The following is a 24,763-nucleotide window of genomic DNA, read 5'->3' as shown; positions in this document are numbered from 1 at the left end:
AAGATAAATTATGAGCGGATACAGACCCTTGTTTTCATTGTGTTTGTTGTACGCCCTGGCCTTGCCTCTGCAGGCAGAACCAGACAAATCCGATTTAATCAAAGTTGAAAAGGGCAAAAACACGGACTGCGTGGAATATTATAATTACAACGGCGAACTCTATTGCAGCACCAAAGCCTCACGCCTGCAAAACCCACCCGGCGACCTGGAAAGCATGGAAATGCAAACCATCGTTTTTGATGATCGCGAGTGGAAAGCCGCCTGGGGACAAAAAACCGACACCATCACCACCATTGAATACATCCCCAAAGGGGACAGCATTGAAAAATGGCAGGAATTAGTGACCAGCCAGTTCATCCCCGGTATCCAGGATAAGATGACACCGAAAGAATTCAGTCAGAATGTCATGAAATATTTGAAAGAATCAGGCCTTGATCCGGTGATTAAAGTGATCAGTGAAAGCCCCGATCGGGTTCTGTTTGAATTCCAGGTGACGGAACCTGAAAATCTGAAACAGGATGAACTGCAGCTGATTACCAAAGGCAAAGACGGAATGTATGTGCTGCACTATGTCATCAAGGAAGCGCCCATGGACAATGAGCGCCGGGAAAAATGGATTAAGCTGTTGAATCAAAGCAAGCCCCAGAAGCCTCAAAGCGGGACTGAATAGCCCTCGTTGGCCAGCGACTCATCGATAGCGATTAGCGATTGCGCTTTACCAAAGAAGCCGATGCGGTGCGCGCCCAATGCCTCGCGCACCGCTGGATTAAGGCGTACATCCTCTCCCTTTGCGGTGCAGGCTGTAGTCAATGCTTGTTGAATGCGGTTACTCTTGTCCATGCATCCCCAGGACAAAAGGCCTGTTTTTTTCCGCAAACGTTCAATCTCTGTCCTGACAGCCTGAACCCCACGCGTCTCCCCCTCGAGATCCTTTTCTTGCCTATCAGCCGTTAAGGGATAGGATTCCACAAGGCTTACCACGTCCGTTTGCAGCGATGATGCCTTGAACGGAACCTCGCGTATGGACTCCACGGGAACGGAAAGGTTTACCTTATCGGCCTCCTGCTTGGGCTTAAGCGGGCACTCCGTGGGATTTTGTTTTCCTATAAAAGCGGTTACCGGGCTCTCGTCGGATGACTCGTGGCTAAACTCATCAATCTGCTCATCGTCATCCCCCGACAGAGACTCATCCGGATTGAGCGGAGGCTCGTCATCGCTACCGTCCTCGACATAGAAGTCATAGGAATCCAGCAGCGCCTCCCTTTCTCTTTTTTTATCGAGGGTATCCAGAGTACTCAACAACATGGCATCGAACGGTTCGTAAAAGTCACTCACCCTGTTTAAGTCCTCGTCGCTCACCGTTTGCAGCAACTCATCGTGCCTGTTTCTTAATGTCAGTATGTTGTCTTTGTACGTTTCTTCATCATTAAACCGGGCCAGGGCGTTGGGCAGAAGAAAGCGCTCATCCACCGTCTCAAGCCAATTGGGGTTATTTAAGACATACTCTAAAAAATAAAGGCTTAAAGGCCCACAGGAAACCAGTTTCCCCCCATCTTTTTTAGCGGTTTGCAAGGCATGGGGAGAGGCATACACAGGAATGAGTTTATCGAGCTTCGTTAAATTCAGATGCTTGATTTGTCCGGCAGGGTTAAACAACACAAGCTTCATGCCCAAGGCCGCCACCTTGACAAAAACACCGGCCATGTAATGAGCGCCCGCCAATTCGGGCTTAAAGATAAACGGGAAATAGCGCACGTGTTCAGGCGTTTTTCTGAACCAGTCGGCAGCGATGTTTAACACATCGCCGATATCTCGATTGTAAATACCGTCAAACACCACCTGGGGTGGTAAAAAAAGGGCCCTGGTTTTGCTTTCAGGCAAACGGGTAAACAAAGTCCATGCAATGCGTTTGGCGTCTTCATTGTCATACCAGGTACTAAACTCGCGGCAATCTTCAAAACCGCCTTTCTCATTATCACGCTTTCGAAACTCGTCCGTTGCTTTACCCATCTGCATCCTCCACCTGTAACATTCTGACATTTTTACTTCTTTTGACCGGATTTACAACCAAAAAAGAACAATTTTTACTCAAAAAGAGCTGGGTTTTACAATTTACAACGGATTGGTTTATTATAAGGCGATGAAATTATCCCTGCGAATTCTACATGGTATGCTGGTTTTAAGTCTGCTGATCCTGGCCCTTAAACCCGTGCTGCTGCCTTCTGCCGCCGAGCAAACCACGGCCCATTACACCTTCCAGTACGACTGCCAAAACCGGCTTTCCACCGCGATGTCCTGTGCGTCTACCGCCTATTGCCTGTTGAGTGAAAACCAGGCAGGCGGACTGTTCACCCCTTTCGGCCTGTTGATTTCCCTAGTTTACTTCACGCTCGCCGTCTGGGCGGCCTCCGCCCCCATTAAACGCCTGTTACGCCCCCCCATTCGCCCCTCCTGGTCAATGTAATCACACGTAATCCCTTTGCGGAGTTAAGCACTTCGCTTCAATCATATTAACCAGAGGATACTCATTATGAATTTATGGAAAGGTTTTCGCTTTTTGGCGCTGCTGATGTTTGTTTCAAAAAGCGCCTGGTCATTCAGCGGTGAATTGGGGAGCGCCAACCCGGCGATGATTATGCATTTTATTGAACATCACAATGCACTCATTTATCTCTCCGCGTTTTTTGGCCTCGGCCTCTTGCTGTCGTTTACTCCCTGTGTTTTACCGATGATTCCCATCCTCTCAGGCATTCTTGTCGGCCGGGATTCATTATCCACCCCGCAGGCTTTCAAATTATCCTTAAGCTATGTCATCGGCATGGCCGCAACCTATGCCGCAGCCGGGGTCATGGCGGGTTACCTGGGCAGCACCCTGCAGACAGCCATGCAGCAACCGGCCGTCATTCTAAGCTTCAGTGCCTTGTTTGTGATGATGGGACTCTCCATGTCAGGTCTGTTTGAACTGCGGTTGCCGCAAGCGCTGCAACATCGATTCAAGCAACGCGGCAAACCCGGCTATGCCGGGGCTATGCTGATGGGTATTGCCTCAACCCTGGTGGTCTCTCCCTGCGTTACCGCCCCCTTGATCGGCGTACTGACCTATATCAGTCAGAAAGGGGAACCCGCACAGGGCGGCCTGATTTTACTGGTCATGGCCGCGGGAATGGGCATGCCCCTGCTGCTGGTGGGCTCGGGTTATGGTTCCCTGTTGCCGAAAACAGGCGGCTGGATGCTCAAAATCAAGAAATGCTTTGCCCTGGTCCTGTTTGCCATGGCCATCTGGATGGCATCACGCATCCTGCCTGCCCCAATCATTACGCTTTTATGGGCGTCACTGTTCGTATTTGGCAGCATCTTCCTTGGCAGTCTGCAAAGCACCACTCATAAAGGTGCTGTGTGGTTTAAAGGCATGGGCGTTGCCAGCATCATGGCCGGCGGGATGCTCGCTCACGCCGCGCTATTGCCTTTGATAGCGCCTGCAGCACTTCAAAAACAACACGCGGTAAAACAAACGGTTTTTGTGGCGGCAGATTCCATGGCAGCCATTGAAAAGCGGCTTAACGATGCCCGCCGCCAACATAAACCCGCCTTGCTGGTCTTTACTGCGTCCTGGTGCAGCGCCTGCCAGGCCCTTGAATCCAGGGTCTTGAATCAACCGCAATTGCGCTCGTCGTTAGACGGCCTGCTGCGTTTAAAAATTGATATCAGCCAGAGCAATCCGACCACGGACGAAATTAAACAGGCCTTTGCCATTTACGGCACGCCCACCCTGTTGTTCATTGATCGCGAGGGACAGGTGGTGGATGATTTAAGTGCCGTGGGCTTTATTAACCAACAGGCCTTGTCAGACCGTATCCATCGGCTTAAACAAGGCTGAACACGCGCGCCCGACAGGATCGGGCGCTTTTTCATACCTAATCTTTACAATAAGATTATTATTTCGCTAGACTCGAGCCTACCCTTGCCTGGTGAGTGCGAAATGAAATTTTCTTTTTTTGATCAAAAGCTGCCCGAACCCCTGGCCATTTATTTATTCAGCTTCCTTGATCCTCACACACTGGCAAAAACCTCGCAGGTCAGTAAAGGGTGGAATCAGCTGGCAGAAAGAACAAAACAAACCAATGAACTCTCTCCTATCATTCAACACATCCCGCGCTTGCGAGCCATAGCCCCTTACCGACTTAAACTGAAACAATTGTCAGGCGGCATGACCAATCTCACCTATTTTGTCAAACAGCTTAAACGCTTAAGCACGCCGGCAGAACAGTTTGTGCTGCGTGTCCCGGGCAAAAACACCTCCAGTTTTATTAACAGACAACACGAAGGCTACAACGCCAGGCAAACCAGTCAGTTAGCGATTAATGTGTCCATTGAATTTTTTAATGATCAGGATGGTCTTCAGTTAACACGCTTTTTTGAGAACAGCAAACCCCTAATCCCTGCGCTACTTAAAGAAAAGCAGGTGCTGGAAAAGGTGGCGGGAATTTTTCAAAGCCTCCATCAATCGCATCGTTTCAGCAATGACATTCATCTTTTTCAACGCAATGAGGCGTTATTAAAAGCCGTTAAAGACAAGGCAGAGCTACCCCTGCCCAAGGATTTGGCCGCCGTTGAAGACGGCCTGGCAAAAATTGCAGCCGTTTGCGGTAAATACAAAATCCCACTGAAACCCTGCCATAATGATCCCACCCCCGGCAATTTTCTGATGTCCCTGACATCGTACAAATTAATTGACTGGGAATATTCCGGTAATAATGATTTTTTATGGGATTTGGTTTATTTCTGCATGGAAGGAAAACTGTCCGCGGAACAGGAAAAGCAGCTGCTTGGCTTTTACTTTGACAAAGTCACTCCCACGATTGAAGCCTGGTTTGAAGTGTACAAACCCTTAGTCAGCTGGTGGATCACACTCTGGTGCTGGACTCAGCTGACTAACAAAGCCAATGCCACGGCTACCGAGGCTTATGTGAAACTGGCAGAAACCAGTTATGAAGCGACCCAGGCCAGTCTTAAGAATCCCGTCTGCCTGGAATCCCTGGCCCTGATTGCCTCAGACACCGAAAAAACAGCCTTTGACGGCCTTCGTCCGTTTTAGTGTCAGGTCTCTTGCTAAAGCCCCCCAAAGGGAGGCTCCCTCTTCAAAAAATTTTTTAAAACCATTCGCTTAGTTTTCATCCGTGAACTATGCTGAAAATTAGAATTACCTTTAAATCAACCCTACGGAGTAACACGCCATGCACTCAAATAGAACAATAAAATCGCTGTTGGCTGTTGTTTTTGTTGGTGTCCCCTTACTTGTTCAGGCAGACAATGCCCCCGCTCCGAAAAGCGAAGAAACCTTTCAATCCACCTGCGTCAAAGCCTGGCTTGGGCGTGACAATACCACCAAGGATCAGGTCGATTACAAAAATTTTGGTGAACAATATTGCGAATGCGCCGCCACACAACCCCTGCAGGACAGCGCCGCCGTGGATAAAGCCGCGCAGGTGTGCATGACCCGTACCCTGCTTCACGATGCCTTAAATTCCCTTGAAGAAGACAATGAATTAACCGGCGCCTCCGAAGCAGACATTGATGAATCCTGTCATGATCGCTGGAGTCTGGTGTACCCTAAAATGGATGATCGCTTAAAGCAAGTGGCTACATCCTATTGTGGTTGCGCTAAATCGGAATTAAAAACCCTGATTAAAAACTCCGATAACATGACGGACAAAGAGTACGACAACAAAATCAACGACATTGCCGCCTCTTGCGCCGCCCAACTGGCTAAATCAAACAGTACTGAAAGCCCTGCACCCCAATCCGGCACGACCTCCCAGCAATAAGACCTCACTCTCCAATTCTGAAGTCGGAATTGGAGAGCCGTTATCTCACTGTAAAATCTTCGCCTACACCCCGGACCACTTTCCACTGGCATTCAGCACCATGGTAGGCAATGGCAGTAATGTCAGGCTGCGCGGGCCCCTTGGCGGTAACGACAAAAACACAGGCTTTCGATTGGAATCCCGCTTCCTGTTTCACCGCAGTGACCGTGTAGGCCAAATCGAAATCCGCATCGTTTGGGAAACCAAAGCCATAAATCAGAGGCTGTTCTGCACTGAGAGAGGCTTCTGTTAAGGGATTGCAATCGCGGTCAGCAAACACACCCTGCTGATTAATCATTTTTAAGGTGATTTTCCACTGCCCATCCAGGGAGTTGATGGCGTGCCAGGTATGAATACGGCACTCACTGGCTGCATGAAGCAAACCCGCGAGCAGCATGGCCGCTGCAAAAGTGCATCCTTTCATGATCGTCCTTTATTTTGTTAGTCAGCAGGAACGATAATACAAATGAGAATTAGTTGCAATTAAGCCATGCCAGTCGACGTTAGTCCAAACGCATTTACAGGGCCGTCTCCACCGTACCGGCCATGTCCGCATTACTGGCTTTGTCGTAACCGATTAATTTAAGCGGCAGGTTGGACTCCGCCGGTTTTTCAGGATTAATGACATAAATATTGTCAGGGTTGTGTCCCTCATCAAAAATCGACGCTTTGTCGCTGGGCACCTCGGGTGTGCACGCCATGCCCTCTGAATCGGCTTTCAGCAGATAAACAGTCCAGGTGGTTTTACCGTCCTTAAACACCATTTCATTGGTATTCATCCATCGGGGTCCCAGCAGCTTTTTAATGGATTTTTCATCCGCCTGACCTTCAGCCAGCAGTTTAAGGTTTCGCCTTAATTCGAGAATGCGGTGAATATTTAACGGCAGGAGCAGGGAATGCAGAATAAAAATAGGCAGAAGATGCGCCGTTGTTGCATAAGCAATAAAAGCGACGTTGCTGCCAATCGCAATCAGACGTAACGTCATTATCCGTTTAACATAAAAGGCCGCGAAAACAAGCGATGAGGCGATGTATCCTAAGGTATTAATCAAAATGTCCATATTTTACTCACTATCTTAATTCGCATCTTCCTACGGGTTTGTCTTATTCACCAAGGTAAACAAATCAGTCACACCCAACGACAAAAAACATCAACATGACGACAGGATCAATGGGATTTAACACCTCCTTTCTTTAATGCGGGCTCAGTATACAACTGACTGACTTCCCCTTTTTGACAAAATTCCGCATTTAAATTGACGCCGCAAAGGCGGGCAAGTTTTGGATCCAGGGTCAAGTCGTCGCTTTTGCCTTTGATTGCGCCATGCTCGCCCCACCAATTGTTGCGAGCGTAAACGCTGCCATTGATCACGACCACTTCCACGCCATTGCCGGAGGCACTTGAATTATTATGGATTTCATTACCTCCTGAACTGGGGCTATCGATAAACGTTCCGGTTTCAGCTGCAGGCCCCTGCCCCAGATCAATGATGTTCTTAGGCGCATTGCCGAGCGAATTGCACATGACAATTCCGGGACCGCCGCTGCCGGTAATCACACTGTCTTGCACACGAAGAACAATTTGCGCATGATGTTCAGTCGCCGTCATTTTGGCTAAGGGAGCAAACTTGCCTTGTCCATACGCGGTAATGGTTTCCAGCCCCTCGCTCATCTGCCCCTGCCAGGGGGAGCCGTAAAATTGATAGCCCTGAATCTGGGCATATAATTTGGCGTCATCAAACGCAATCAGGTCAATCCCGTCATTGAACCGTTTTAAGTGGCTGATGGACAATCCGTTAATTTTAAGCCGTCCCTCCGCTTCGTCTTTGGCCAGTACATAAATGCCGGCATGGTAATTAGGCACCACCCCCTCAAGGGTGCTGTTGCCCTTGATCATGTTGTTTTCCATGGCAATGCCGGCCGATGATTTTTCAGCCAGCAGGACGCTGACACCGGATCCTCGAGTCCCGCCATTATTTTCGCCTTCAATCAGGCTGTGGCTGATTTCAATGGCATCCAGCGAATAATCGCTGTCCCCGACAAAGGCAATGGCTGCTTTGGGAAAATTCCTGTTATTGTATTGTTTACCCAGAAAAAAAGTCATAAAGCCGCGTAACTCCGGCGGCGGTAAAAACTCATCCTGCACCTTTGCCGCCTGATTGGCGCTGACAATACGGGTGTGGCTGATTTTCACGTTGCGAACATTTTTCCCATAAATGGCATAGCCTGCGGGTTTAATGATCTCAATGCCCATGATTTGTGTATTTTCCGCCAATTCAATGGCATCGCCATCGGGATTGGTGATTCGGGCTCCCGCCTGATTGACCTTGCAGACAAAGGGTGTTCCCGCGCAATCAATCACACCGCCGCCCTTGATGATTTGATCCGGTTTAAGCGTGATTTTTCCTTTAAAAACCTCGTTGGAAGGAAGAATGATGAGCGTGTCCCCCTCTTCGGCGAGATTGCCAAGCGCTTCCATGCTGTTGAAGGGGGCTTCGGCCGTGCCTTTGCCGGGGGTATTGCCGGCTTTCAGGTACCAGGTAGTTGCCTGGACGGATACACCGGCCGTCAACAAGACCAAACCGACCAGTTTCGAAAACGTGGGCTTTAACGAAAACATGATGTGTGTCCATAGGCGCTTATGGACATTTCATTGAGCAAATTTAATGCCAGATCAGAACGACAGGCTTTTTTTAAGAAAATAACGGTCATGCCCCAGGAGGTATTCCGGTACGCAGGCAATCACCGCAAAACCGTTTTTTTCATAAAAATCACGCGCTTGAAATGAAAAGGTATCGACAAATATTTTTTTAATGCCAGCACTGACCGCCTGCTTATCCAGCCTGTCGAGAAGTGCTGAACCCAGGCCCTGTCGACGGTAGTTGTCTTCAAACCACAGCACATCGATGTAAAAGGCGTCACTGTGCTGCCAGAGGGAGGCGCCGCCAATCAATTGCCCATCGTCTCTGGCGAAAAGACAGAAATGGCTCGCCTGCTCATGAATGCAGCTGACATTAAACTTGACAATGCCTGCGCGCAACACGGCCTCGTCTTGCGGTGCGGGGTGCGGTTCCACTTGAAATTGCACTTTAGCCATACCTGCCCCCTCTCTGCACGTTGCCCTCATACTAGCAAAAGCCGCGGTAAACGGAAATAGCCATTCGGCCTGAAATTCAGATTATCAGGCCAAGGGTTATTCGAAGCTGACGTCGGCTTTATTTGCGGATAGAATGCAGGACTTTCGACCTTAAAGAGGCTGACATGCAAACTAAAACGCAACCGAATTTTGCCGATTTCCATTGCCACCTCAATGGCAGTTTCAGCAAGGGCTTCCTTAAGGGAATTGCAGAAAGAAACAAGTGTCCGCAGGTTTACCAGCAATTTCAGGAAGTTCAACAACAGTATGAGGATAAATCCAGGGAAGTACCGCGCGACACCGAAGCCTGCCTTAAACTGATTTGGACACAGTTTGCTCTCGTTCATAAGATGGTGCAGAAACTGAAGGACATTCAGGAAGGCACTTACGATGTCATTGCCAATTCCGCAGGGAACTACCTCGAGATCCGCACGACCCCGAAACCCATGGATGCCTGCACGGTGGACGATTACATCGCTGCCTTTTTAAAAGGCCTGCTCGATGCCAGGGAAGATTCTGCTTTGGGGAAAGAAGCGTATGGCTTACTGAGCTTGGACAGGGTCCATCACACAGCCAAGGATGCCGACTACTTTATTCAAAAGGTGTTACAAAGCGGCGGCTTGCTGAAAGGCATTGACATCAGCGGCCAACCCCTGGCACCGCGTCAATTAACTGGACAGGAATTGGTCAAAACCATTCAACTGGCGCTGGACAAGCACGTGGGTCTTGCCATCCACATGGGCGAAGCGGATACCCTGCAGGAGCGTCAAGACACCGACACCATTCTTGCAACGCTTGAAGACTGGGTAAAAAATCACCCTGACCAGAGTGATCATCCCTTTTTTGGTAAAATCCGTTTAGGCCATTGCATTTACCTGACTGAACAGCAAAAACAACGCATCAAGGCGTTGCAATTACCGATTGAAGTCTGCCCCACCTGCCATGCCAAATTAAACTGGCATGAACAGGGTAAACCGCACCCGGTGGCCTCCATCTATGACTCCGTGTCCGATCCGGTTGTTCCTGGAACCGATGACGAAACCATTTTTAACGCAGACATCCAGCATGAAAGCCAACTGGTTTTTGGCTTTTTTAAAAATCCGAAACCCATCACGCTTAAGGAATTCCTGCAACAGCAGAACCAATACCGCTTTTAATCCTAGGAAGAACAACTCACCGAAATCCGCGCCGCCCATTCCGGCGGCAATTGCGCGTAGTGCGCTTTATCCGGCTGCTCATCAAACGGCCTCTGCAACACGCGAAAGAGCCTGTCGATTTCGCTGTAATCCTGATGTTCATAGGCGGCGTCAATGGCTTGTTGCGCGAGGTAATTCCGCAGGATGTATTTGGGGTTTACGCTTTTCATCTGCTGGCTACGCTCATCAGCGCGGGCGCCTTCCCGGGCACAACGCGCAGCATAGGCTTCAAGCCAGGGCTTTAAGGCCTCAGGCCGGCAAGTCAGACGGTCAAAGCAGCGGTCATCCTGATGAAGCGCATAATCACTTAAAGTGCGTAAAAACAGGGTGTAGTCGAGCCGGCGCTGCTGCATTAAATCCAGCATGGCATTGATGAGTTCCATGTCTTCTTCCTGCGGTAACTGCCAACCCATTTTTTTGCGCATGAAGTCGCTGTAAGCCTTAACCAGCTCCGGTTGAAACAAATCCAGTATGGACCTTAACGTGTCCTGCGGCAGCAAAGGGGTTAGCGCCTGAGCAAAGGCCATCAGATTCCAAAAGGCAATGGCAGGCTGCCGGTCAAAGGCATAACGACCGGTCTCATCCGAACTGTTGCAGACGTGCGCGGCGTCATAGGCATCAAGAAAACCAAAGGGACCGTAGTCAATGGTTAATCCCAACACCGACATGTTATCGGTATTCATCACCCCATGACAAAAACCCACCGCCTGCCATTGCGCAATCAGACGGGCGGTGCGTAACACCGCCTGCTCAAAAAGGTAGGCGTAGCCGTTTTCATCGTGCGGTTGGTCAGGATAATGCCGTGTTAACACATAATCGGCCAACTGCTTCACTGCTTCAAATTGACGGGTATAGTAAAAATACTCAAAATGGCCGATACGGATGTGCGATTCAGCCACGCGGGTCAATACCGCACCAGGCTCCGGCACATGACGGTAAACCGGCTCATGCGTTGCCACAATGCACAAGGCCAGGGTGGTTGGAATGCCCAGGGCATGAAGGGCTTCGGAGGCTAAGTACTCGCGAACGGTCGAACGCAGCACCGCCCGGCCATCCCCCATGCGGGAATAGGGCGTTTGGCCTGAACCTTTTAATTGAATGTCCCAGCGCTCGCCCTCAGCATTAATGATTTCGCCAAGCAACAGAGCCCGGCCATCGCCCAGTTGCGGCACGTAATAGCCGAATTGATGTCCCGCATACACCATGGCCAGGGGCTTACTGCCGGGCAGGCGTTGATTGCCGCCAAAATAATGGGCGAATGAAGGGGAGCTTAACACGTCAGCGCCAATGCCAAGACGCGCAGCCACCCCTTCATTGACATGGATCAATTCACAGTCATTTACGGGTGTCGCATCAAGCAGGGTATAGAACGTATCCGGCAAGCGGGCAAAGCTGTTATCAAAATGAAGACGCATAGAAAAACACCTGATGAATTACCCAGAGTATAGCGTTAAATCAAAGGAAAGGCTGCTTTTCCTCTTCATTTGCTGTTCATTTTAATAAGAGTGTGTAAATAGTATTGCAATTTTGCAAATTACTGATTTCTTAATTATTTCTTAATGTCATTTTAGGTAGTGTTATACCTATCGCAGTAATGATTTAGTATCTATTATGAAAAACAGAATTAACGCACGTGAAACCAATCTGGCTAAGGTCAGTGAAGACAAAGCATTGGACGATGTTTTTAACACAGAGGGCTTTTTTTATAAATACGCTTTTTTTGACAAGGCTATGCGAAAAGCACACAAAATCGACCTTGCCCAGGGTCGATGGGTCTATGACGAAAGCCGCGAAAAAGTCGCTGACAAAACCTACATGTATGCGGTAGGGCCCAACGGCGCCCTGTACATTGGCACACCGACAGTCCACTCCCAATTTAAAGCCGGCAAGGAAACGCAATCCGCTGGTTGGCTAGATTACTTCTGGGATGAAACAACCGGGAAAAAAGAGGTGGCCATTGACAACTGCAGCGGGCATTACACGCCCACCCTAAGTCAGTTTTTAAGTACTGTGCATGGTTTATGTCAGGAGGAGGTGCTCCCTTCGTCATTTCAGATCAAATTGAGTAAATTCACCCAATTTGATTACCAAAATGAGTTTGAAGAACTCTTTAAAAAGGCAAAAGAAGAGTCCTCCAATACAGAAAAATCAACGGCTATGTCGGTAAAATATAATTCTGAAACCAAGGCTCTCTCATTTTCATTGAATACACAGACCATGACTCTAAGCGAGGAACAAATAAAAGCCAAAAACAATGCCATGGCATTGAAACCTTCTCACTAACTCTTGGTAACCCCCAGCGATTGTTGGTCTGAAGGATCAGGCCATTGCTCAAATGCCGACAACAGCAGGGTATTCTTTCGCTTTGTGGCTATGGTCCTGGGGGTTAATCCTGAATAATTGGGTTCATCGGGATCCAAACAATTTAAACCCTTGATGTAATCGATCAGCTGACCATTGGATGAGTAACACAAGGTTTGCAGAAGGGTCGCGCCAGTATTATTGTGCTGAGTCGGATCCACTCCTTTGGTAAGATGAAGATAGACAAATGCGTTATAACTTCCGTGAAAAGCCGCCATAAAGAGCAAATTATTTCCCTGGGGATTGCGAATATGCCAATTGATGGGATAACCGTCGAAATAACCGAGCACAGCCACATTATCCACCATGACCGCATAATTGACTAATTTCTGGCAGACTTCTGGACTAAGCGATCCAAGGTGTTGTTGTACAAGGTCTGATTTAAAACCCACAATTGCTCCTGCCAATATCTGTTCCAACTCAGATTTACCTTGGGTGTTTATAAACAGCTTGCAAAGACTCTCACATCCAAAAAATCCGACGGCGAAAGCAAGGTTTACAGGCAAGGGGATGATGGTTTTCAACCGCGTATACAGCTTAAACAACGCAGGAAAAGACAGTTTTTTTTCCCGCCAGAAGGTAATCTCCATCTCGCTTAACTTAAATTGCTGTTTGAGTTGAGCTATCCATAATTTATCCATGTCGTCCTTGGCCATGAAATGCTTGAAAAAACGGGATGTGCAACTTAAAGCAGACCATTCTTTGGGAGACAAATAGGACATGACGTTTAATAAAGAATCCTTATCCAGAGAGGTCAAATTGATGTTTAACTCCTCTGCGTAATTCATTAACTGCAGAGCGAAACCCTTGTTGGGGGAGACCGCCGAGCGTATTTGAATGAGGTCCTGCAGAATGCGTGCATAATCCACCTTTAATCCCTGACGGTGTTGATCATGCATCAGCCAGGCAATGACGAAACTGGCGGAACGGGACATGCCCTTTTCACAATGCACCAGCACTTTACCGTCTTGGGCTATTGCTTCATCAATAAACGCCAATACCTTCTCAAAATGACAGCGTATGTTTTCTTGGGGCGAATCCGCGAGCGGGATGTGCAGGTGTTTGATGCTGTCAGCCACCACGACTTTGGATTGAATGACACTGACCACGTGGGTAATTCCCTTACGCTTAAATTCTTTGCGGGTCAATGCGTCTTCGCTTGCTAAAAACAGATGCTTATTAATTTCGCTCAAAAAGGACAATAGGTTTTCCAGATGGTGCATATTTTTTCTAACAATAAAAAATAAAGTCAGATTTTATCACAACCTGACCTATTATTGATAAACAATAGCTACACCCTCAGTTTATCCAGGAATCGTTATTCCGCCGCCTGAGCCGCCCGCTGCTCAATGATCTGCAAGGCCTGCTGAAACCGGCTTAACACCCGCTGTCTGCCAATCAGCGCCAGCGTCACGTCAATGGCTGGCGACATGCTGCTGCCGGTGACGGCCACCCGCAACGGCTGCGCAATTTTGCCCAGATTCAAATCAAACTCGGCACTGACGTCATTAATGCATTCCTGTACGCGGTTAGCTTCCCAGGCATCCACCTGCTGCAGGCGTTCATAAAGCGTACGCAGCGGCTCAAGCACCACGGGACGCAAATGCTTCTTCACCGCATCCGGATCGTAATCAATATCATCTTGATAGAAGAAGGTGCTTTTTTCACACATGTCCGCCAGCGTTTTGCAGCGCTCCGCCTGCACAGCCACGACATCGGCGAGTGACGGGCCTTTTGACCAGTCCACCCCCTTTTGTTCAAAGTGCCATTGCAGGGCCTTGGCCACCTCCTGCGGGGAATCGCTTTTCTGGTAATGCTGATTCAACCAATGCAGTTTTTCGTAATTAAAGCTGGACACGCCGCGACTGACATTTTTTAAATCAAAACTGGCGATCATTTCGTCCACGCTGAAAATTTCCTGATCGCCGTTAGACCAGCCGAGGCGTACCAGGTAATTTAACAAGGCATGCGGTAAAAAGCCCAATTCTTTAAATTGCAGAACACTGACCGCGCCATGGCGTTTGGACAGGCGTTTGCCATCCTCGCCCAAAATCATCGGCAGGTGCGCAAAGACGGGGATTGGCGCGTTTAAGGCTTTAAACAGATTGATTTGCCGGGGCGTGTTGTTGATGTGATCATCGCCGCGGATAACATGGGTAATGGTCATGTCCCAATCGTCAATGACGACAGCGAAATTATAGGTTGGATGGCCGTCTGAACGGACAAGGATTAAATCATCGAGTTCACGGTTATCGACATGGATATCGCCGTAAACCTGATCGCTGAAAGAAACTACCCCTTCCTGCGGGTTTTTAAATCGAACGACAAAGGGCGTATCCCCTTCCGGCAACTGCTTATCGCGGCAATGACCGTCATAACGGGGCTTTTCCTTCGCGGCAAGCTGGGCTTCACGCAAAGACTCCAGGCGCTCTTTGGAACAGACGCAGCGATAGGCTTTGCCCTCGTTTAATAACTGCTCTGCAATCTGACGATAGCGGCCGTAGCGTTCTGTCTGATAAACCGGCCCTTCGTCATAATTCAGGCCCAACCAGGCCATGCCGTCTAAAATGGCCTGCACGGATTCCTTAGTCGAGCGCTCCTGATCGGTGTCTTCAATGCGTAAAACAAACTGACCGTGATGATGCCTTGCATATAACCATGAAAACAGGGCGGTACGTACCCCCCCCACATGCAGATAGCCCGTTGGACTGGGGGCAAAGCGAGTTCTGACAACCATCCGGTTCTCCGTTGTAAGCGATAAAATAATCGGGCTATAATAGCCGACTTTAAAGGCAACGGAAAGTAACCGAATGCGCTTCTTTTTTTGGCAATTCAACGAAAAATTGCTCAGCAAGAGACTTGTTGATCAGCCCACAAGAGGCAGGTAATGAAAGAACTCGGCATTAAATACCAACTGCGCCTCACAACCCTGATTCCAGTCCTGCTGGTCGCTTTGTTATTTGCGGTGTTCTTCAACGGCGAATTCAATAAAGACTTAAACCAGCACATGTCCCGGCTCGGCGAAGCCTACATACGCCAATTGCTTCCTGCCGCACAGCTGGCGATGATGCGCAACGATCGCCGTGTCCTGCAGGCGCTGGTGGATGCCTCGACAGTCAATCCTGAGATCATTGCTCTGGCGTTCTACAGCGCCGACGGCCAGTTAATTGCCTACCGTGGCGGCAAGCACCTGATTAAAAAACCCTTTAAACCCCTGCAGTACACCGGCGATTACATCGAAAGCAAACAGATTGAACCTTACGAAATTAATTTTTTAGCCCCAATTACCATCCCCAAACACAATTTATATTCTGCGAGCGTGTTTCAGTCGGCGCTGGAACGGGCTAATCTGGAACCGGATGACATTTTAGGCTGGCTGTCGATCGACATCGACACGCAATCGTCGGTGATTAAACAATATCAAATGTACATCGTCACCATTTTTATCATCCTGTTGGGTTTGCTTTTAAGCTTAAGCATTCATTATTTTCTTTCCAAACGCATTTACCTGCCCTTGGCCCGCCTGCGCCGCAGCATGAAGCAGATTTTAAGCAACGAGTTCGAAACCCACATTTCAGTCACCAGTCCCGGCGAACTGGGAATTATCGAACGCGGCTGCGCGCATTTGCAGCAGCAGTACCTCAACACCGTCAGAGACTTAAACCATCACATTGAAGTGGCCACTGAAGATTTGCAGCAAAGCCTTGAATTGCTCGAAGAAAAAAACATCGAATTGTCGCTTGAAAAGAAAAAAACCGAGGAGAAAAGCCGCCAGAAATCGGAATTCATTGCCAACATGAGCCATGAAATACGGACCCCCATGAACGGCGTCATCGGCTTCACCAACGTTCTCCTGGAAAGCAAGCTTGATCCTCTGCAGCTGGATTATGTCAAAACCATCAAGTCTTCCGCCCAGGATTTGCTGACAATCATTAATGACATCCTCGATTACTCCAAGATGGATGCCGGAAAACTAAGCCTCGACTGCATCCCGCTCGATCTTCGTGCCTGCGTCGATGAAGTATTAACCTTAGCCGCACCCAATGCCCATAAAAAAGGCATTGATTTGATTCCGTCCACGGAAGTGAATGTACCGAAGACCGTGCTCGGCGATCCCATACGCATCAAGCAGATCCTGACTAACCTCGTAACCAATGCCGTTAAATTCACCGATCGCGGTTATGTTCTGGTGAAAACCTGCATTGAACAGGAAACCGAAAAAGACTACCTGTTCTGTATCTCTGTCATTGATACCGGCATGGGCATTTCCAGTGATGATCAGACCAAACTGTTCAATGCGTTTAATCAGGCGGATACCACCATCACCCGCCGCTTTGGCGGTTCTGGCCTGGGGCTTGTGATTTGCAAAAAACTCGCCGAAGAAATGAAAGGACGCATTACCTTAACCAGTGAACTGCACAAAGGCTCGACCTTTGCTGTGCGCATACGCCTTGAGAAATTGACCGCCTACGAAAGCGAGAAACACCAGGCGCATCGGTTTGAGAACATTAAGGCCATCTGTTATGACGACAATCCGCTGCATCTGGAAGCCATGTGCAACGGCCTCGTCTATTGCGGCATTCAATGCGTGCCGGTTGCAAGCCTCTCAGAACTGGACAAGGCCTTGGCCACACGGAATGATTGCACCCTTGCTTTTGTCAATGTGGATGAGGATTGCGAAGAGAAAATTGCGGGCATTCTGCGCAAGTACTCCATCGCCTCCATTTTAATTTCCAAATCCATTATTCATGAACCGCAACGGCTTGGCGCCCGCGGCTTCCTATTCAGACCAATCAGCATCCAGAAACTCCATGACACCATTGAAAGCCTGATTAATCCGTCTCAACCTGCCCCCGCTGCGGTTAACCATGAGTTGGATAATCTGCGCGGGCAATTGCGCCTCTCCCATCCCGATATCCTGATTGCGGAAGACAACCCGGTTAACCGCATGCTGCTTCATTCCTTTCTAAACGAAATCGCCAACGTCGAAGCCGTGAACGATGGCGAAGAAGCGGTGTTGGCCTGCTGCGAAAAACACTACCAGCTCATCCTGCTTGACTGGCAAATGCCAAAGCTTGGCGGCTTAGACGCCGCCAAACGCATACGTCATGAATCCTCGCTCAACATTACCACCCCCATTGTGGTGATCAGTGCCGACGAATCCGCCATGAGCGAGGAGAAACTCAAAAAAGCCGGCATTGATCTGTACCTGCAAAAACCGGTTGAAGAAAAGGAATTACTGTCAGCCCTGCTTTCCATTTTAAGACGCAGCAAACCGGCGGCCATTGACTGGGCGCTTTGTGTGCAGAAGGTGTCTGGCAATCAGGCGCTGGCGAAAGAATTTTTAGGTCGCTTTATGGAAGAACTGCGCGAAAACCGCAAAGAATTTATTCAGTTATACCATGATAAAAACGTCAAGGGCTTAGGCACAGCGGCGCACAAACTGCACGGCGCCTGTTGCTTTTGCGGGGTTCCCAATCTGCAGGCCCAGGTGACCCGTTTAGAGACGCATGCCTTAAAGGCCAAACACGTGAATGAACTGGAAAGCGTTTTTGCCCAACTGATTCAAAGCATCGATGAAGTCCTGGATGAATTTGAGAACATTTACCAAACCAGTTCCTCGAATTTTGGCGAGTAACTGAGCAAGCAAGCTGGAGAAATCATGTCTGTAAAAAATGCAATTTATGCCCAATCAGGCGGCGTCACCGCGGTAATTAACGCGTCGGCCTGCGGTGTTATTCAAACGGCACGCCAACACCCCGACCGCATTGGCAAAGTCTATGCAGCCAAGAACGGCATCATTGGCGCGCTGGATGAATTACTCATCGACACGTCACTGGAAAGCGATGCGGACATCGCCCGCCTGATGCACACGCCGTCCGGCGCGTTTGGCTCCTGCCGTTATAAATTGAAAGACGACGGCGCGGAATACGCACGCCTCATTGAGGTCTTCAAAGCCCACGACATTGGCTATTTCTTTTATAACGGCGGCGGTGATTCACAGGATACAGCCAATAAAATTGCGCAATTGGGGAGTAAGACAGGGTACCCCATTACCTGCATTGGCATTCCTAAAACCGTGGACAATGATTTACCTTTTACCGACACCTGCCCGGGATTTGGTTCTGTTGCCAAATACATTGCCATTTCGACCCGCGAAGCCGGTTTTGATGTGGCATCCATGGCCGCCTCGTCAACCAAGGTTTTTATTCTTGAAGTCATGGGCCGTCATGCCGGCTGGATTGCCGCAGCCAGCGGACTGGCCTCGGAAGCGGAAGGCGAACCGCCCCATGTCATCCTTTTCCCCGAAATCACGTTTGAACCCTCGCGTTTTTTAGCCAAAGTCGATCAAAGCGTCAAACAATACGGGTATTGCGTGGTGGTTGTATCGGAAGGGATCCGCAATGAGCAAGGTCAATTCTTAAGCGATGCGGGTCTGCGCGATGCGTTTGGCCATGCGCAATTAGGCGGCGTAGCCCCGGTGATTGCCCAACTGGTTAAAAAAGAATTAGGGTATAAATACCATTGGGCGGTCGCCGATTACCTGCAGCGTGCGGCCCGACATGTTGCTTCGCAAGTGGACCTGGAACAGGCTTATGCGCTCGGCAAAGCGGCCGTTGAACTGGCTTTAACCGGCCACAATGCCATCATGCCCATTATTAAGCGGGAACAGGATTGGCCGTACCGCTGGTCCATAGACCACGTGCCGCTGGCTCAGGTAGCCAATCAGGAAAAGGCCATGCCGTCTGACTTCATTGCCGAGGATGGCCTAGGCATCACAGAAGCCTGCCGTCGTTACCTGCGGCCGCTGATTCAGGGTGAAGCCTATCCTCCGTATAAAGATGGCCTGCCGGATTATGTCCGTCTTAAGAATATACTGGTCGAGCAGAAGCTCTAAGCTCCCTGTACGATTACACAATGCCATGCTAGGGCACGCAACTCACTGGGCGGTATTTAGCCGCCAGCGTGCCGCCGCGACAGTCCCAGGCCACGTCATTATCCGCCTGCAAAGTCGGCGTTAACACAATGGTCCCTCCCCCGGCCACTGGGGTATAGGTAATGGTGATCACACCGGCCGCGGCAATGGCAATGGAAGAAACATTGACCGAAGCGACAGGACTAATGTACCCCGTCGCTGCCTGGTTAACGGGCAAGGCACTGGTGTCAATGGTTGTTTCACTAACCGCCAATTTGGCAGGAGCTGCCATGGTAAGGCCTTCGGCTACGCGAGCCCGGATAGAATAATCCTGATAAACCGGAATAGCGACTGCTGCGAGAATTCCCACAATAGCCACAACAATCATAAGTTCAATCAATGTAAAGCCTTTTCCATTCATGCTGGTACTCCTTAAGCCCTCTGAAACAGGTTATTTTAGTGGGCCGTCAGCTCTTGATTGACTCGTGACTTCGTGGTCAGGCAAGGATTAAACCTCGCCTGGATTGTGAAATTAAGGCCTACAACTGGCTGGACGGTATTTCGCTAACAATGTTCCTCCGGTACACACCCAGGTCACATCCCCGTTGGCCTGCAGCGTCGGTGTCATGATAATGGTGCCTCCTCCGGCAGCCGCCGTGTAGGTGATGGTCACCACACCGTTAGCGCCGATGACAATGGAAGCGACGTTGGGTGTAGCCGCAGGGCTGACATAGCCTGTTGCTGCCTGAGTCGCTGGTAAGGCGTTTCGAGATATGGTTGTTTCAGACACGGCCAGTTTGGCGGCGGCCGCGAGATTCAAGCCCTCCGTCACCCGTGCGCGAATGGTGTAATCCTGGTAAGCCGGGATAGCGATTGCGGCCAGAATGCCAACGATGGCAACCACAATCATCAATTCAATTAATGTAAACCCTTTTTGCTTCATTTAACTCCCCTTAAGCTGTTAAGCATGGACGGTGGTGGTGATTGGTTTAATGTTGGTTGTAGCAGGTGCGGCAGTCGTCGCATTCAAGTCTGCCAGGGGAATGCCCTGGCAGACAGAAGATTATGGTCTGCAACTGGCTGGACGGTATTTCGCTAATAACGTACCACCAGTACATACCCAGGTGACATCGCCGTTGGCCTGCAGAGTCGGCGTCATGATAATCGTACCGCCACCGGCTGCTGCCGTGTAGGTGATGGTGATGACACCGCCTGCCCCAATCGTAATTGAGGTGACATTAGGCGTAGCCGCCGGGCTGACATAACCCGTTGCTGCCTGGGTAGCGGGCAAGGCGTTATTGGTAATGGCTGTTTCAGAAACAGCCAGCTTGGCCGACGCCGCCAGGTTTAAGCCTTCCGTCACGCGCGCTCTAATGGTGTAATCCTGATAAGCTGGAATAGCGATTGCGGCCAGAATGCCAACAATGGCGACAACAATCATTAATTCAATCAGCGTAAAACCCTTCTGTTTCATAACTACCTCTCGTTTGATTCATTACACTTCCTGTCATGCATCTACAATGCCAACTGTAAAAATTCAAGCCAGATAAGGCTTACAGGAGGCATTATCGGGCTTCATTGGCTCATTAAACGTTATTAACCCGGTTTAAATTACGGTGGAATCGAAGGATCACAGGTGACACATCTGGTCATTATTTGACCAACAGGAAACGAAAAGAACCTCTCCAAATGCAAAAAAAAAGACCACTCGCGTGGTCTTTTTCAGGTCAAGCCGGATTATGGTCGGCAACTGGCTGGTCGGTATTTAGCCAATAACGTACCGCCGGTGCACACCCAGGTGACATCACCGTTCGCCTGCAGGGTCGGGGTCATGATAATCGTACCACCGCCGGCTGCCGCCGTGTAGGTAATGGTCACCACGCCGCCAGCGCCAATCGTAATGGACGTGACGTTCGGTGTTGCAGCAGGGCTGACATAACCTGTTGCGGCCTGCGTAGCGGGTAAGGCGTTATTGGTAATGGCTGTTTCAGAGACTGCCAATTTGGCTGAAGCCGCAAGGTTTAAACCTTCCGTGACTCTCGCCCGAATCGTGTAGTCCTGGTAAGCGGGAATTGCAATCGCTGCCAAAATACCGACAATCGCGACCACAATCATCAATTCAATCAGTGTAAAACCCTTCTGTTTCATGCTGCTCTCCTCCGATAAAACAACGTTTACGAACTATCTGAGCAATATAAATGCCATTCCCAGCAAAAAACCAATAATGCCCAACCCTGTCATTTGCCTTGAGCAATAACCGCTCTCAAATCATGCACTTACAAGCATAACGCGAGATGACCTGCTGCTCAATAATGAGAAGGCCAAGAAGGTAGTTTTATTCAAAAATAGCTAAATTTACGCCCAATATTGTCACAAAATGACTTTTATTCCGTGTCATCGGCAAAAACTATGACAAACAGCAAACCAATGAGTATACTTTAACCTTCTGAACCGTAAATCATTCAACCATGTCCCGTAAGCAACGCATTGAAGACCACCTGATGAGCCAACTGGCTCCAGTCCATCTTTCTGTGGAAAATGAGTCTCACCGCCACCATGTGCCGGAAGGCTCCGAAACTCATTTTAAAGTCATCGCTGTCAGCGATCAGTTTACTTCATTAAACCGGGTTGCCCGTCACCGCTTGCTGAACCGATTACTCGCTGACGAATTGCAAACCGGATTGCACGCCTTGAGCCTGCACCTTTATACTCCGGCCGAATGGCAGGAGAAGGAAGGAAAGGTCACGAACTCCCCGGCTTGCCGCGATGGGTATCGTCATGGCTAACGCTGGGAAGCTGCCGGTTTACTGGCAAACCGAATGGGTGCTGAAGCCTGTATCCCGAGGATTCCATTTAATTACCCCTGCTCTCCATGACCAACTCAGGCAAGCGCCGTTCATTCATACCGGCCTTGTCCATTTATTCCTTAAACACACCTCCGCATCACTGGCCATCAGCGAGAACACCTGCACGGATGTGCCCATGGATTTGGAAACCCATTTAAACCGCCTGGTTCCAGACGACAATCAGCTGTATCGGCACACCCTCGAAGGCGAGGATGACATGCCGGCGCACATTAAAAATATCATGTTGGGCGCAAGCCTCACACTGCCTCTCTGCGAAGGACGGCTGATGCTTGGGCAATGGCAGGGTATTTTTCTGGCGGAACATCGCAACACAGCACCGGCACGGCGATTAATTATCACCGTGCACGGAATATAAATCAGGATGGCTGTGCAATGGAGGAAGAAGGCGATGCTTCTTGTTGGGAGGCGTTTTTCGCATGATGCGTTCCCGCACTGTAGAACGTTGCTGCCAGATTGGTTCCCATGGCTACCCCTTCCATGAGAAGTGTGGAGCCGCTGACGTCATTGCAGTTGCTCACGGCTTGACCAAAGACCAGTCCAGCATAAGCCACATTGCCAACCATGCTGGCGAATTGCCCCAACCCATACTCACCGCTGAGAGCAACGCCCGTGGCCAGATTCAACAGGAGGCTGGCACCATAGATCGCGGTGTTCGCTTCCGGGTTGGTGATGTAATCCACGACGGCCAAAATGCCAACAGCAACATTAACCCCTTGCGCAATCGCATTGACGCGGTGTTGTTGATTAAAAAAAATCCAGCCCATGGTGTACTCCTTGTTAAAATGACTCTTTATTTAACCGCAATGCCATGGAACTGACAAGGTTTTATGGCACAGTAGATCAGAGGAATAAAATAAAAAACGCTTTTCTTAGACGGCTTGCGCCTCTATAATGCTTACCTTTTTGACAATTCTGCAACCTGCCTCGCCTATGAAATCCTGGTCTACACAAAAAATATCCACCTTTGCTCTGGTTCTACTGATCACCGGCGCCATTGACAGCATCAGGAATTTACCGGGCACCGCCTTGTTTGGCTCTTCCCTTATTTTCTTTTTTATTTTCTCAGCCATCGTTTTTTTAATTCCTGTCGCACTCGTTTCCGCGGAATTGTCTTCGACGTGGTCTGATGAAGAAGGCGGCATCTACAGTTGGGTTCGTCATGCTTTCGGAGAAAACGTCGCCTTTTTTACCATTTGGCTGCAATGGATTAATACCATGGTCTGGTACCCGACCATCCTCTCGTTTATCGCGGGCACGCTGGCCTATCTGATAAATCCGGCGCTCGCTGAACATAAATTTTACCTTATCAGCGTGATTCTTATCATTTTCTGGTCGTTAACCCTTCTCGGCTTAACCGGCATTCGCGCCTCCGCCGCCTTTGCCAGTGTCTGCGCCATTTTTGGCATGATTCTCCCCATGGGACTCATTATATTTCTGGCCTTCATCTGGCTAATCAAAGGCCACCCTCTCGCCATCGACTTAAGCTTTTCCCATTTGATTCCTCATTGGAAAGACACGCAATCCTGGGTCTCACTCACTGCGATCATGACCTCGTTTCTTGGCATGGAACTGGCGGCTGTTCATGTACGAAATGTGCGCGATCCGCAAAAAAACTTCCCCCGCGCCATGTTTTTTTCAGTCCTGTTGATTTTAACCACCATGATTTTCGGGTCATTGGCCATTGCCTTTGTCTTACCCCAAAAAGAAATCAATCTGGTGGATGGCGTCATGCAGGCGTTCACCAACTTTTTTGAGGCCTACCATTTAAGTGCGCTGATGCCGGTTGTTGTAGGCTTATTGCTGTTAGGCAGTTTAGGCAGCATGGTCAACTGGATTATTTCACCCGCCAAAGGCATGCTGCTCGCGGCCGACAATGGCTTTTTACCGCATTGGCTCTACCGATTAAACCGTCATGGCGTCGCCTCTCGTATTCTGATTCTGCAGGCGGTATTAGTCACTCTGCTTTGCGGCGGCTTCCTCCTGTTCCCTACCATCAATGCCATTTACTGGCTGTTTACCGCCTTAAGCACGGAACTTTACATTCTGATGTACGTGTTGATGTTTATTGCTGCGTTTCGGCTGAAAAGCAAATTTGCCGACAAACCCCGCCCCTTTAAAATACCGCTGGGCCGTTTTGGTTATTACCTGACCTGCCTGCTGGGTTTAACGGGGTGCGTCATTACTTTAATCATTGGGTTTATTCCCCCGGAAAGCAACATGGACATGGGCGACGCCAGCCATTACCGTCTGGTGTTTGCCTGCGGCATTGTGCTGATGATTATTCCGGCGTTTTTCCTGTATCTGCGACGACGCCACTTACAGAAAGCACATCAATAAAGTCAGGTTTTTTTTAAGCAGGCGCTCGCTGCGTTGCGCCCTTGCTTTACAATATTGATACATTTCTTTAATATTCTCTTAAGCCT

At 49.4% G+C, this 24,763-nt stretch carries 24 protein-coding genes and 1 pseudogene; 12 read left to right on the top strand and 13 right to left on the bottom strand.

The window, feature by feature from the left end; genetic code table 11:
• Positions 1–10 precede the first annotated feature (10 nt).
• Complete coding sequence (locus tag DYE45_RS05030) at positions 11–670, top strand: HI_0983 family protein (RefSeq protein WP_242602680.1); 660 nt, start codon at positions 11–13, stop codon at positions 668–670.
• On the opposite strand, the gene DYE45_RS05025 is transcribed toward DYE45_RS05030, so the two are convergent.
• Positions 652–2,010: a hypothetical protein gene (locus tag DYE45_RS05025; RefSeq protein WP_115300553.1), complete on the bottom strand. Its 1,359-nt coding sequence runs from the start codon at positions 2,008–2,010 to the stop codon at positions 652–654. The genes DYE45_RS05030 and DYE45_RS05025 overlap by 19 nt on opposite strands.
• A 130-nt stretch (positions 2,011–2,140) precedes the next feature.
• Here DYE45_RS05025 and DYE45_RS05020 point away from each other — a divergent pair, with 130 nt between their 5' ends.
• From DYE45_RS05020 to DYE45_RS05005, 4 genes are all read left to right on the top strand, one after another.
• The gene (locus DYE45_RS05020; RefSeq protein WP_133138174.1) at positions 2,141–2,464 is read left to right on the top strand and encodes a lpg1681 family protein; all 324 of its coding nucleotides are present in this window, start codon (positions 2,141–2,143) and stop codon (positions 2,462–2,464) included.
• Positions 2,465–2,530: 66 nt separating this feature from the next.
• Positions 2,531–3,877: a protein-disulfide reductase DsbD gene (dsbD, locus tag DYE45_RS05015; protein ID WP_115300552.1), complete on the top strand. Its 1,347-nt coding sequence runs from the start codon at positions 2,531–2,533 to the stop codon at positions 3,875–3,877.
• 102 nt (positions 3,878–3,979) lie between these two features.
• The gene (locus tag DYE45_RS05010) at positions 3,980–5,095 is read left to right on the top strand and encodes a phosphotransferase family protein (RefSeq protein WP_108292146.1); all 1,116 of its coding nucleotides are present in this window, start codon (positions 3,980–3,982) and stop codon (positions 5,093–5,095) included.
• A gap of 139 nt (positions 5,096–5,234) precedes the next feature.
• On the top strand, positions 5,235–5,825 hold the full coding sequence (locus DYE45_RS05005; protein WP_108292148.1) for a hypothetical protein: 591 nt from the start codon (positions 5,235–5,237) through the stop codon (positions 5,823–5,825).
• Positions 5,826–5,865: 40 nt separating this feature from the next.
• Here DYE45_RS05005 and DYE45_RS05000 read toward each other — a convergent pair whose 3' ends face one another.
• The 4 genes and pseudogenes from DYE45_RS05000 to DYE45_RS04985 form a co-directional block, all read right to left on the bottom strand.
• Positions 5,866–6,288: a hypothetical protein gene (locus DYE45_RS05000; RefSeq protein ID WP_242602679.1), complete on the bottom strand. Its 423-nt coding sequence runs from the start codon at positions 6,286–6,288 to the stop codon at positions 5,866–5,868.
• Between the two features lie 421 nt (positions 6,289–6,709).
• Positions 6,710–6,925, bottom strand: a pseudogene (locus DYE45_RS15000) (hypothetical protein); the annotation flags it as partial.
• 107 nt (positions 6,926–7,032) lie between these two features.
• On the bottom strand, positions 7,033–8,484 hold the full coding sequence (locus DYE45_RS04990) for a hypothetical protein (protein ID WP_108292150.1): 1,452 nt from the start codon (positions 8,482–8,484) through the stop codon (positions 7,033–7,035).
• Between the two features lie 54 nt (positions 8,485–8,538).
• Complete coding sequence (locus tag DYE45_RS04985; RefSeq protein ID WP_160160682.1) at positions 8,539–8,961, bottom strand: GNAT family N-acetyltransferase; 423 nt, start codon at positions 8,959–8,961, stop codon at positions 8,539–8,541.
• A 164-nt stretch (positions 8,962–9,125) separates the two neighbouring features.
• Here DYE45_RS04985 and DYE45_RS04980 point away from each other — a divergent pair, with 164 nt between their 5' ends.
• Positions 9,126–10,157 carry an amidohydrolase family protein gene (locus tag DYE45_RS04980; protein ID WP_115300551.1) on the top strand — a complete coding sequence of 344 codons (1,032 nt, stop codon included), beginning with the start codon at positions 9,126–9,128 and terminating at the stop codon, positions 10,155–10,157.
• A 2-nt stretch (positions 10,158–10,159) separates the two neighbouring features.
• Here DYE45_RS04980 and DYE45_RS04975 read toward each other — a convergent pair whose 3' ends face one another.
• On the bottom strand, positions 10,160–11,611 hold the full coding sequence (locus DYE45_RS04975; RefSeq protein WP_115300550.1) for a protein adenylyltransferase SelO: 1,452 nt from the start codon (positions 11,609–11,611) through the stop codon (positions 10,160–10,162).
• 196 nt (positions 11,612–11,807) lie between these two features.
• Between DYE45_RS04975 and DYE45_RS04970 the strand changes: the two genes are divergently transcribed.
• Positions 11,808–12,479, top strand: coding sequence for a hypothetical protein (locus DYE45_RS04970; protein ID WP_108292158.1), 672 nt, complete (start codon positions 11,808–11,810; stop codon positions 12,477–12,479).
• On the opposite strand, the gene DYE45_RS04965 is transcribed toward DYE45_RS04970, so the two are convergent.
• Both DYE45_RS04965 and gltX read right to left on the bottom strand, forming a co-directional pair.
• The gene (locus DYE45_RS04965; protein ID WP_160160681.1) at positions 12,476–13,750 is read right to left on the bottom strand and encodes a dual specificity protein phosphatase family protein; all 1,275 of its coding nucleotides are present in this window, start codon (positions 13,748–13,750) and stop codon (positions 12,476–12,478) included. The genes DYE45_RS04970 and DYE45_RS04965 overlap by 4 nt on opposite strands.
• A gap of 125 nt (positions 13,751–13,875) precedes the next feature.
• Positions 13,876–15,294, bottom strand: coding sequence for a glutamate--tRNA ligase (gltX, locus tag DYE45_RS04960; RefSeq protein WP_115300548.1), 1,419 nt, complete (start codon positions 15,292–15,294; stop codon positions 13,876–13,878).
• A gap of 150 nt (positions 15,295–15,444) precedes the next feature.
• Here gltX and letS point away from each other — a divergent pair, with 150 nt between their 5' ends.
• Together letS and DYE45_RS04950 are read left to right on the top strand one after the other, a co-directional pair.
• Entirely contained in the window at positions 15,445–18,195 is a 2,751-nt protein-coding gene (gene letS, locus DYE45_RS04955) for a two-component system sensor histidine kinase LetS (RefSeq protein WP_115300547.1), read from the top strand.
• A 24-nt stretch (positions 18,196–18,219) separates the two neighbouring features.
• Complete coding sequence (locus DYE45_RS04950) at positions 18,220–19,455, top strand: 6-phosphofructokinase (protein ID WP_108292166.1); 1,236 nt, start codon at positions 18,220–18,222, stop codon at positions 19,453–19,455.
• Positions 19,456–19,483: 28 nt separating this feature from the next.
• Here the strand turns inward: DYE45_RS04950 and DYE45_RS04945 are convergent, their stop codons facing one another.
• The 4 genes from DYE45_RS04945 to DYE45_RS04930 all read right to left on the bottom strand — a co-directional run bounded on the left by DYE45_RS04945 (position 19,484) and on the right by DYE45_RS04930 (position 21,621).
• A complete protein-coding gene (locus DYE45_RS04945; RefSeq protein WP_108292168.1) occupies positions 19,484–19,894 on the bottom strand; it encodes a pilin in 411 nt (136 codons plus the stop codon).
• A 111-nt stretch (positions 19,895–20,005) separates the two neighbouring features.
• Positions 20,006–20,416, bottom strand: a complete 411-nt coding sequence (locus DYE45_RS04940; protein WP_108292170.1) for a pilin — start codon at positions 20,414–20,416, stop codon at positions 20,006–20,008.
• Between the two features lie 120 nt (positions 20,417–20,536).
• Positions 20,537–20,947 (bottom strand): pilin, encoded by a 411-nt coding sequence (locus DYE45_RS04935; RefSeq protein WP_108292172.1) that lies wholly within the window; start codon positions 20,945–20,947, stop codon positions 20,537–20,539.
• A gap of 263 nt (positions 20,948–21,210) precedes the next feature.
• On the bottom strand, positions 21,211–21,621 hold the full coding sequence (locus DYE45_RS04930; protein ID WP_058525546.1) for a pilin: 411 nt from the start codon (positions 21,619–21,621) through the stop codon (positions 21,211–21,213).
• Positions 21,622–21,941: 320 nt separating this feature from the next.
• On the opposite strand from DYE45_RS04930, the gene DYE45_RS04925 reads away from it, so the two are divergent.
• Both DYE45_RS04925 and DYE45_RS04920 read left to right on the top strand, forming a co-directional pair.
• Complete coding sequence (locus DYE45_RS04925) at positions 21,942–22,259, top strand: BolA family protein (RefSeq protein ID WP_108292174.1); 318 nt, start codon at positions 21,942–21,944, stop codon at positions 22,257–22,259.
• Entirely contained in the window at positions 22,252–22,695 is a 444-nt protein-coding gene (locus DYE45_RS04920) for a secondary thiamine-phosphate synthase enzyme YjbQ (RefSeq protein ID WP_108292481.1), read from the top strand. The genes DYE45_RS04925 and DYE45_RS04920 overlap by 8 nt, the downstream gene beginning before the upstream one ends.
• A 1-nt stretch (position 22,696) precedes the next feature.
• Here DYE45_RS04920 and DYE45_RS04915 read toward each other — a convergent pair whose 3' ends face one another.
• Positions 22,697–23,104, bottom strand: a complete 408-nt coding sequence (locus DYE45_RS04915) for a hypothetical protein (RefSeq protein ID WP_115300546.1) — start codon at positions 23,102–23,104, stop codon at positions 22,697–22,699.
• A 166-nt stretch (positions 23,105–23,270) separates the two neighbouring features.
• Here DYE45_RS04915 and DYE45_RS04910 point away from each other — a divergent pair, with 166 nt between their 5' ends.
• On the top strand, positions 23,271–24,677 hold the full coding sequence (locus tag DYE45_RS04910; RefSeq protein ID WP_108292483.1) for an amino acid permease: 1,407 nt from the start codon (positions 23,271–23,273) through the stop codon (positions 24,675–24,677).
• Positions 24,678–24,763 lie beyond the last annotated feature (86 nt).

It is taken from the genome of Legionella taurinensis (genome assembly GCF_900452865.1).
In the GTDB taxonomy this organism is placed as follows: domain Bacteria; phylum Pseudomonadota; class Gammaproteobacteria; order Legionellales; family Legionellaceae; genus Legionella_C; species Legionella_C taurinensis.
The sequence above is the reverse complement of the archived record's forward strand: the minus strand, read 5'-3'. Positions and strand labels throughout refer to the sequence as shown.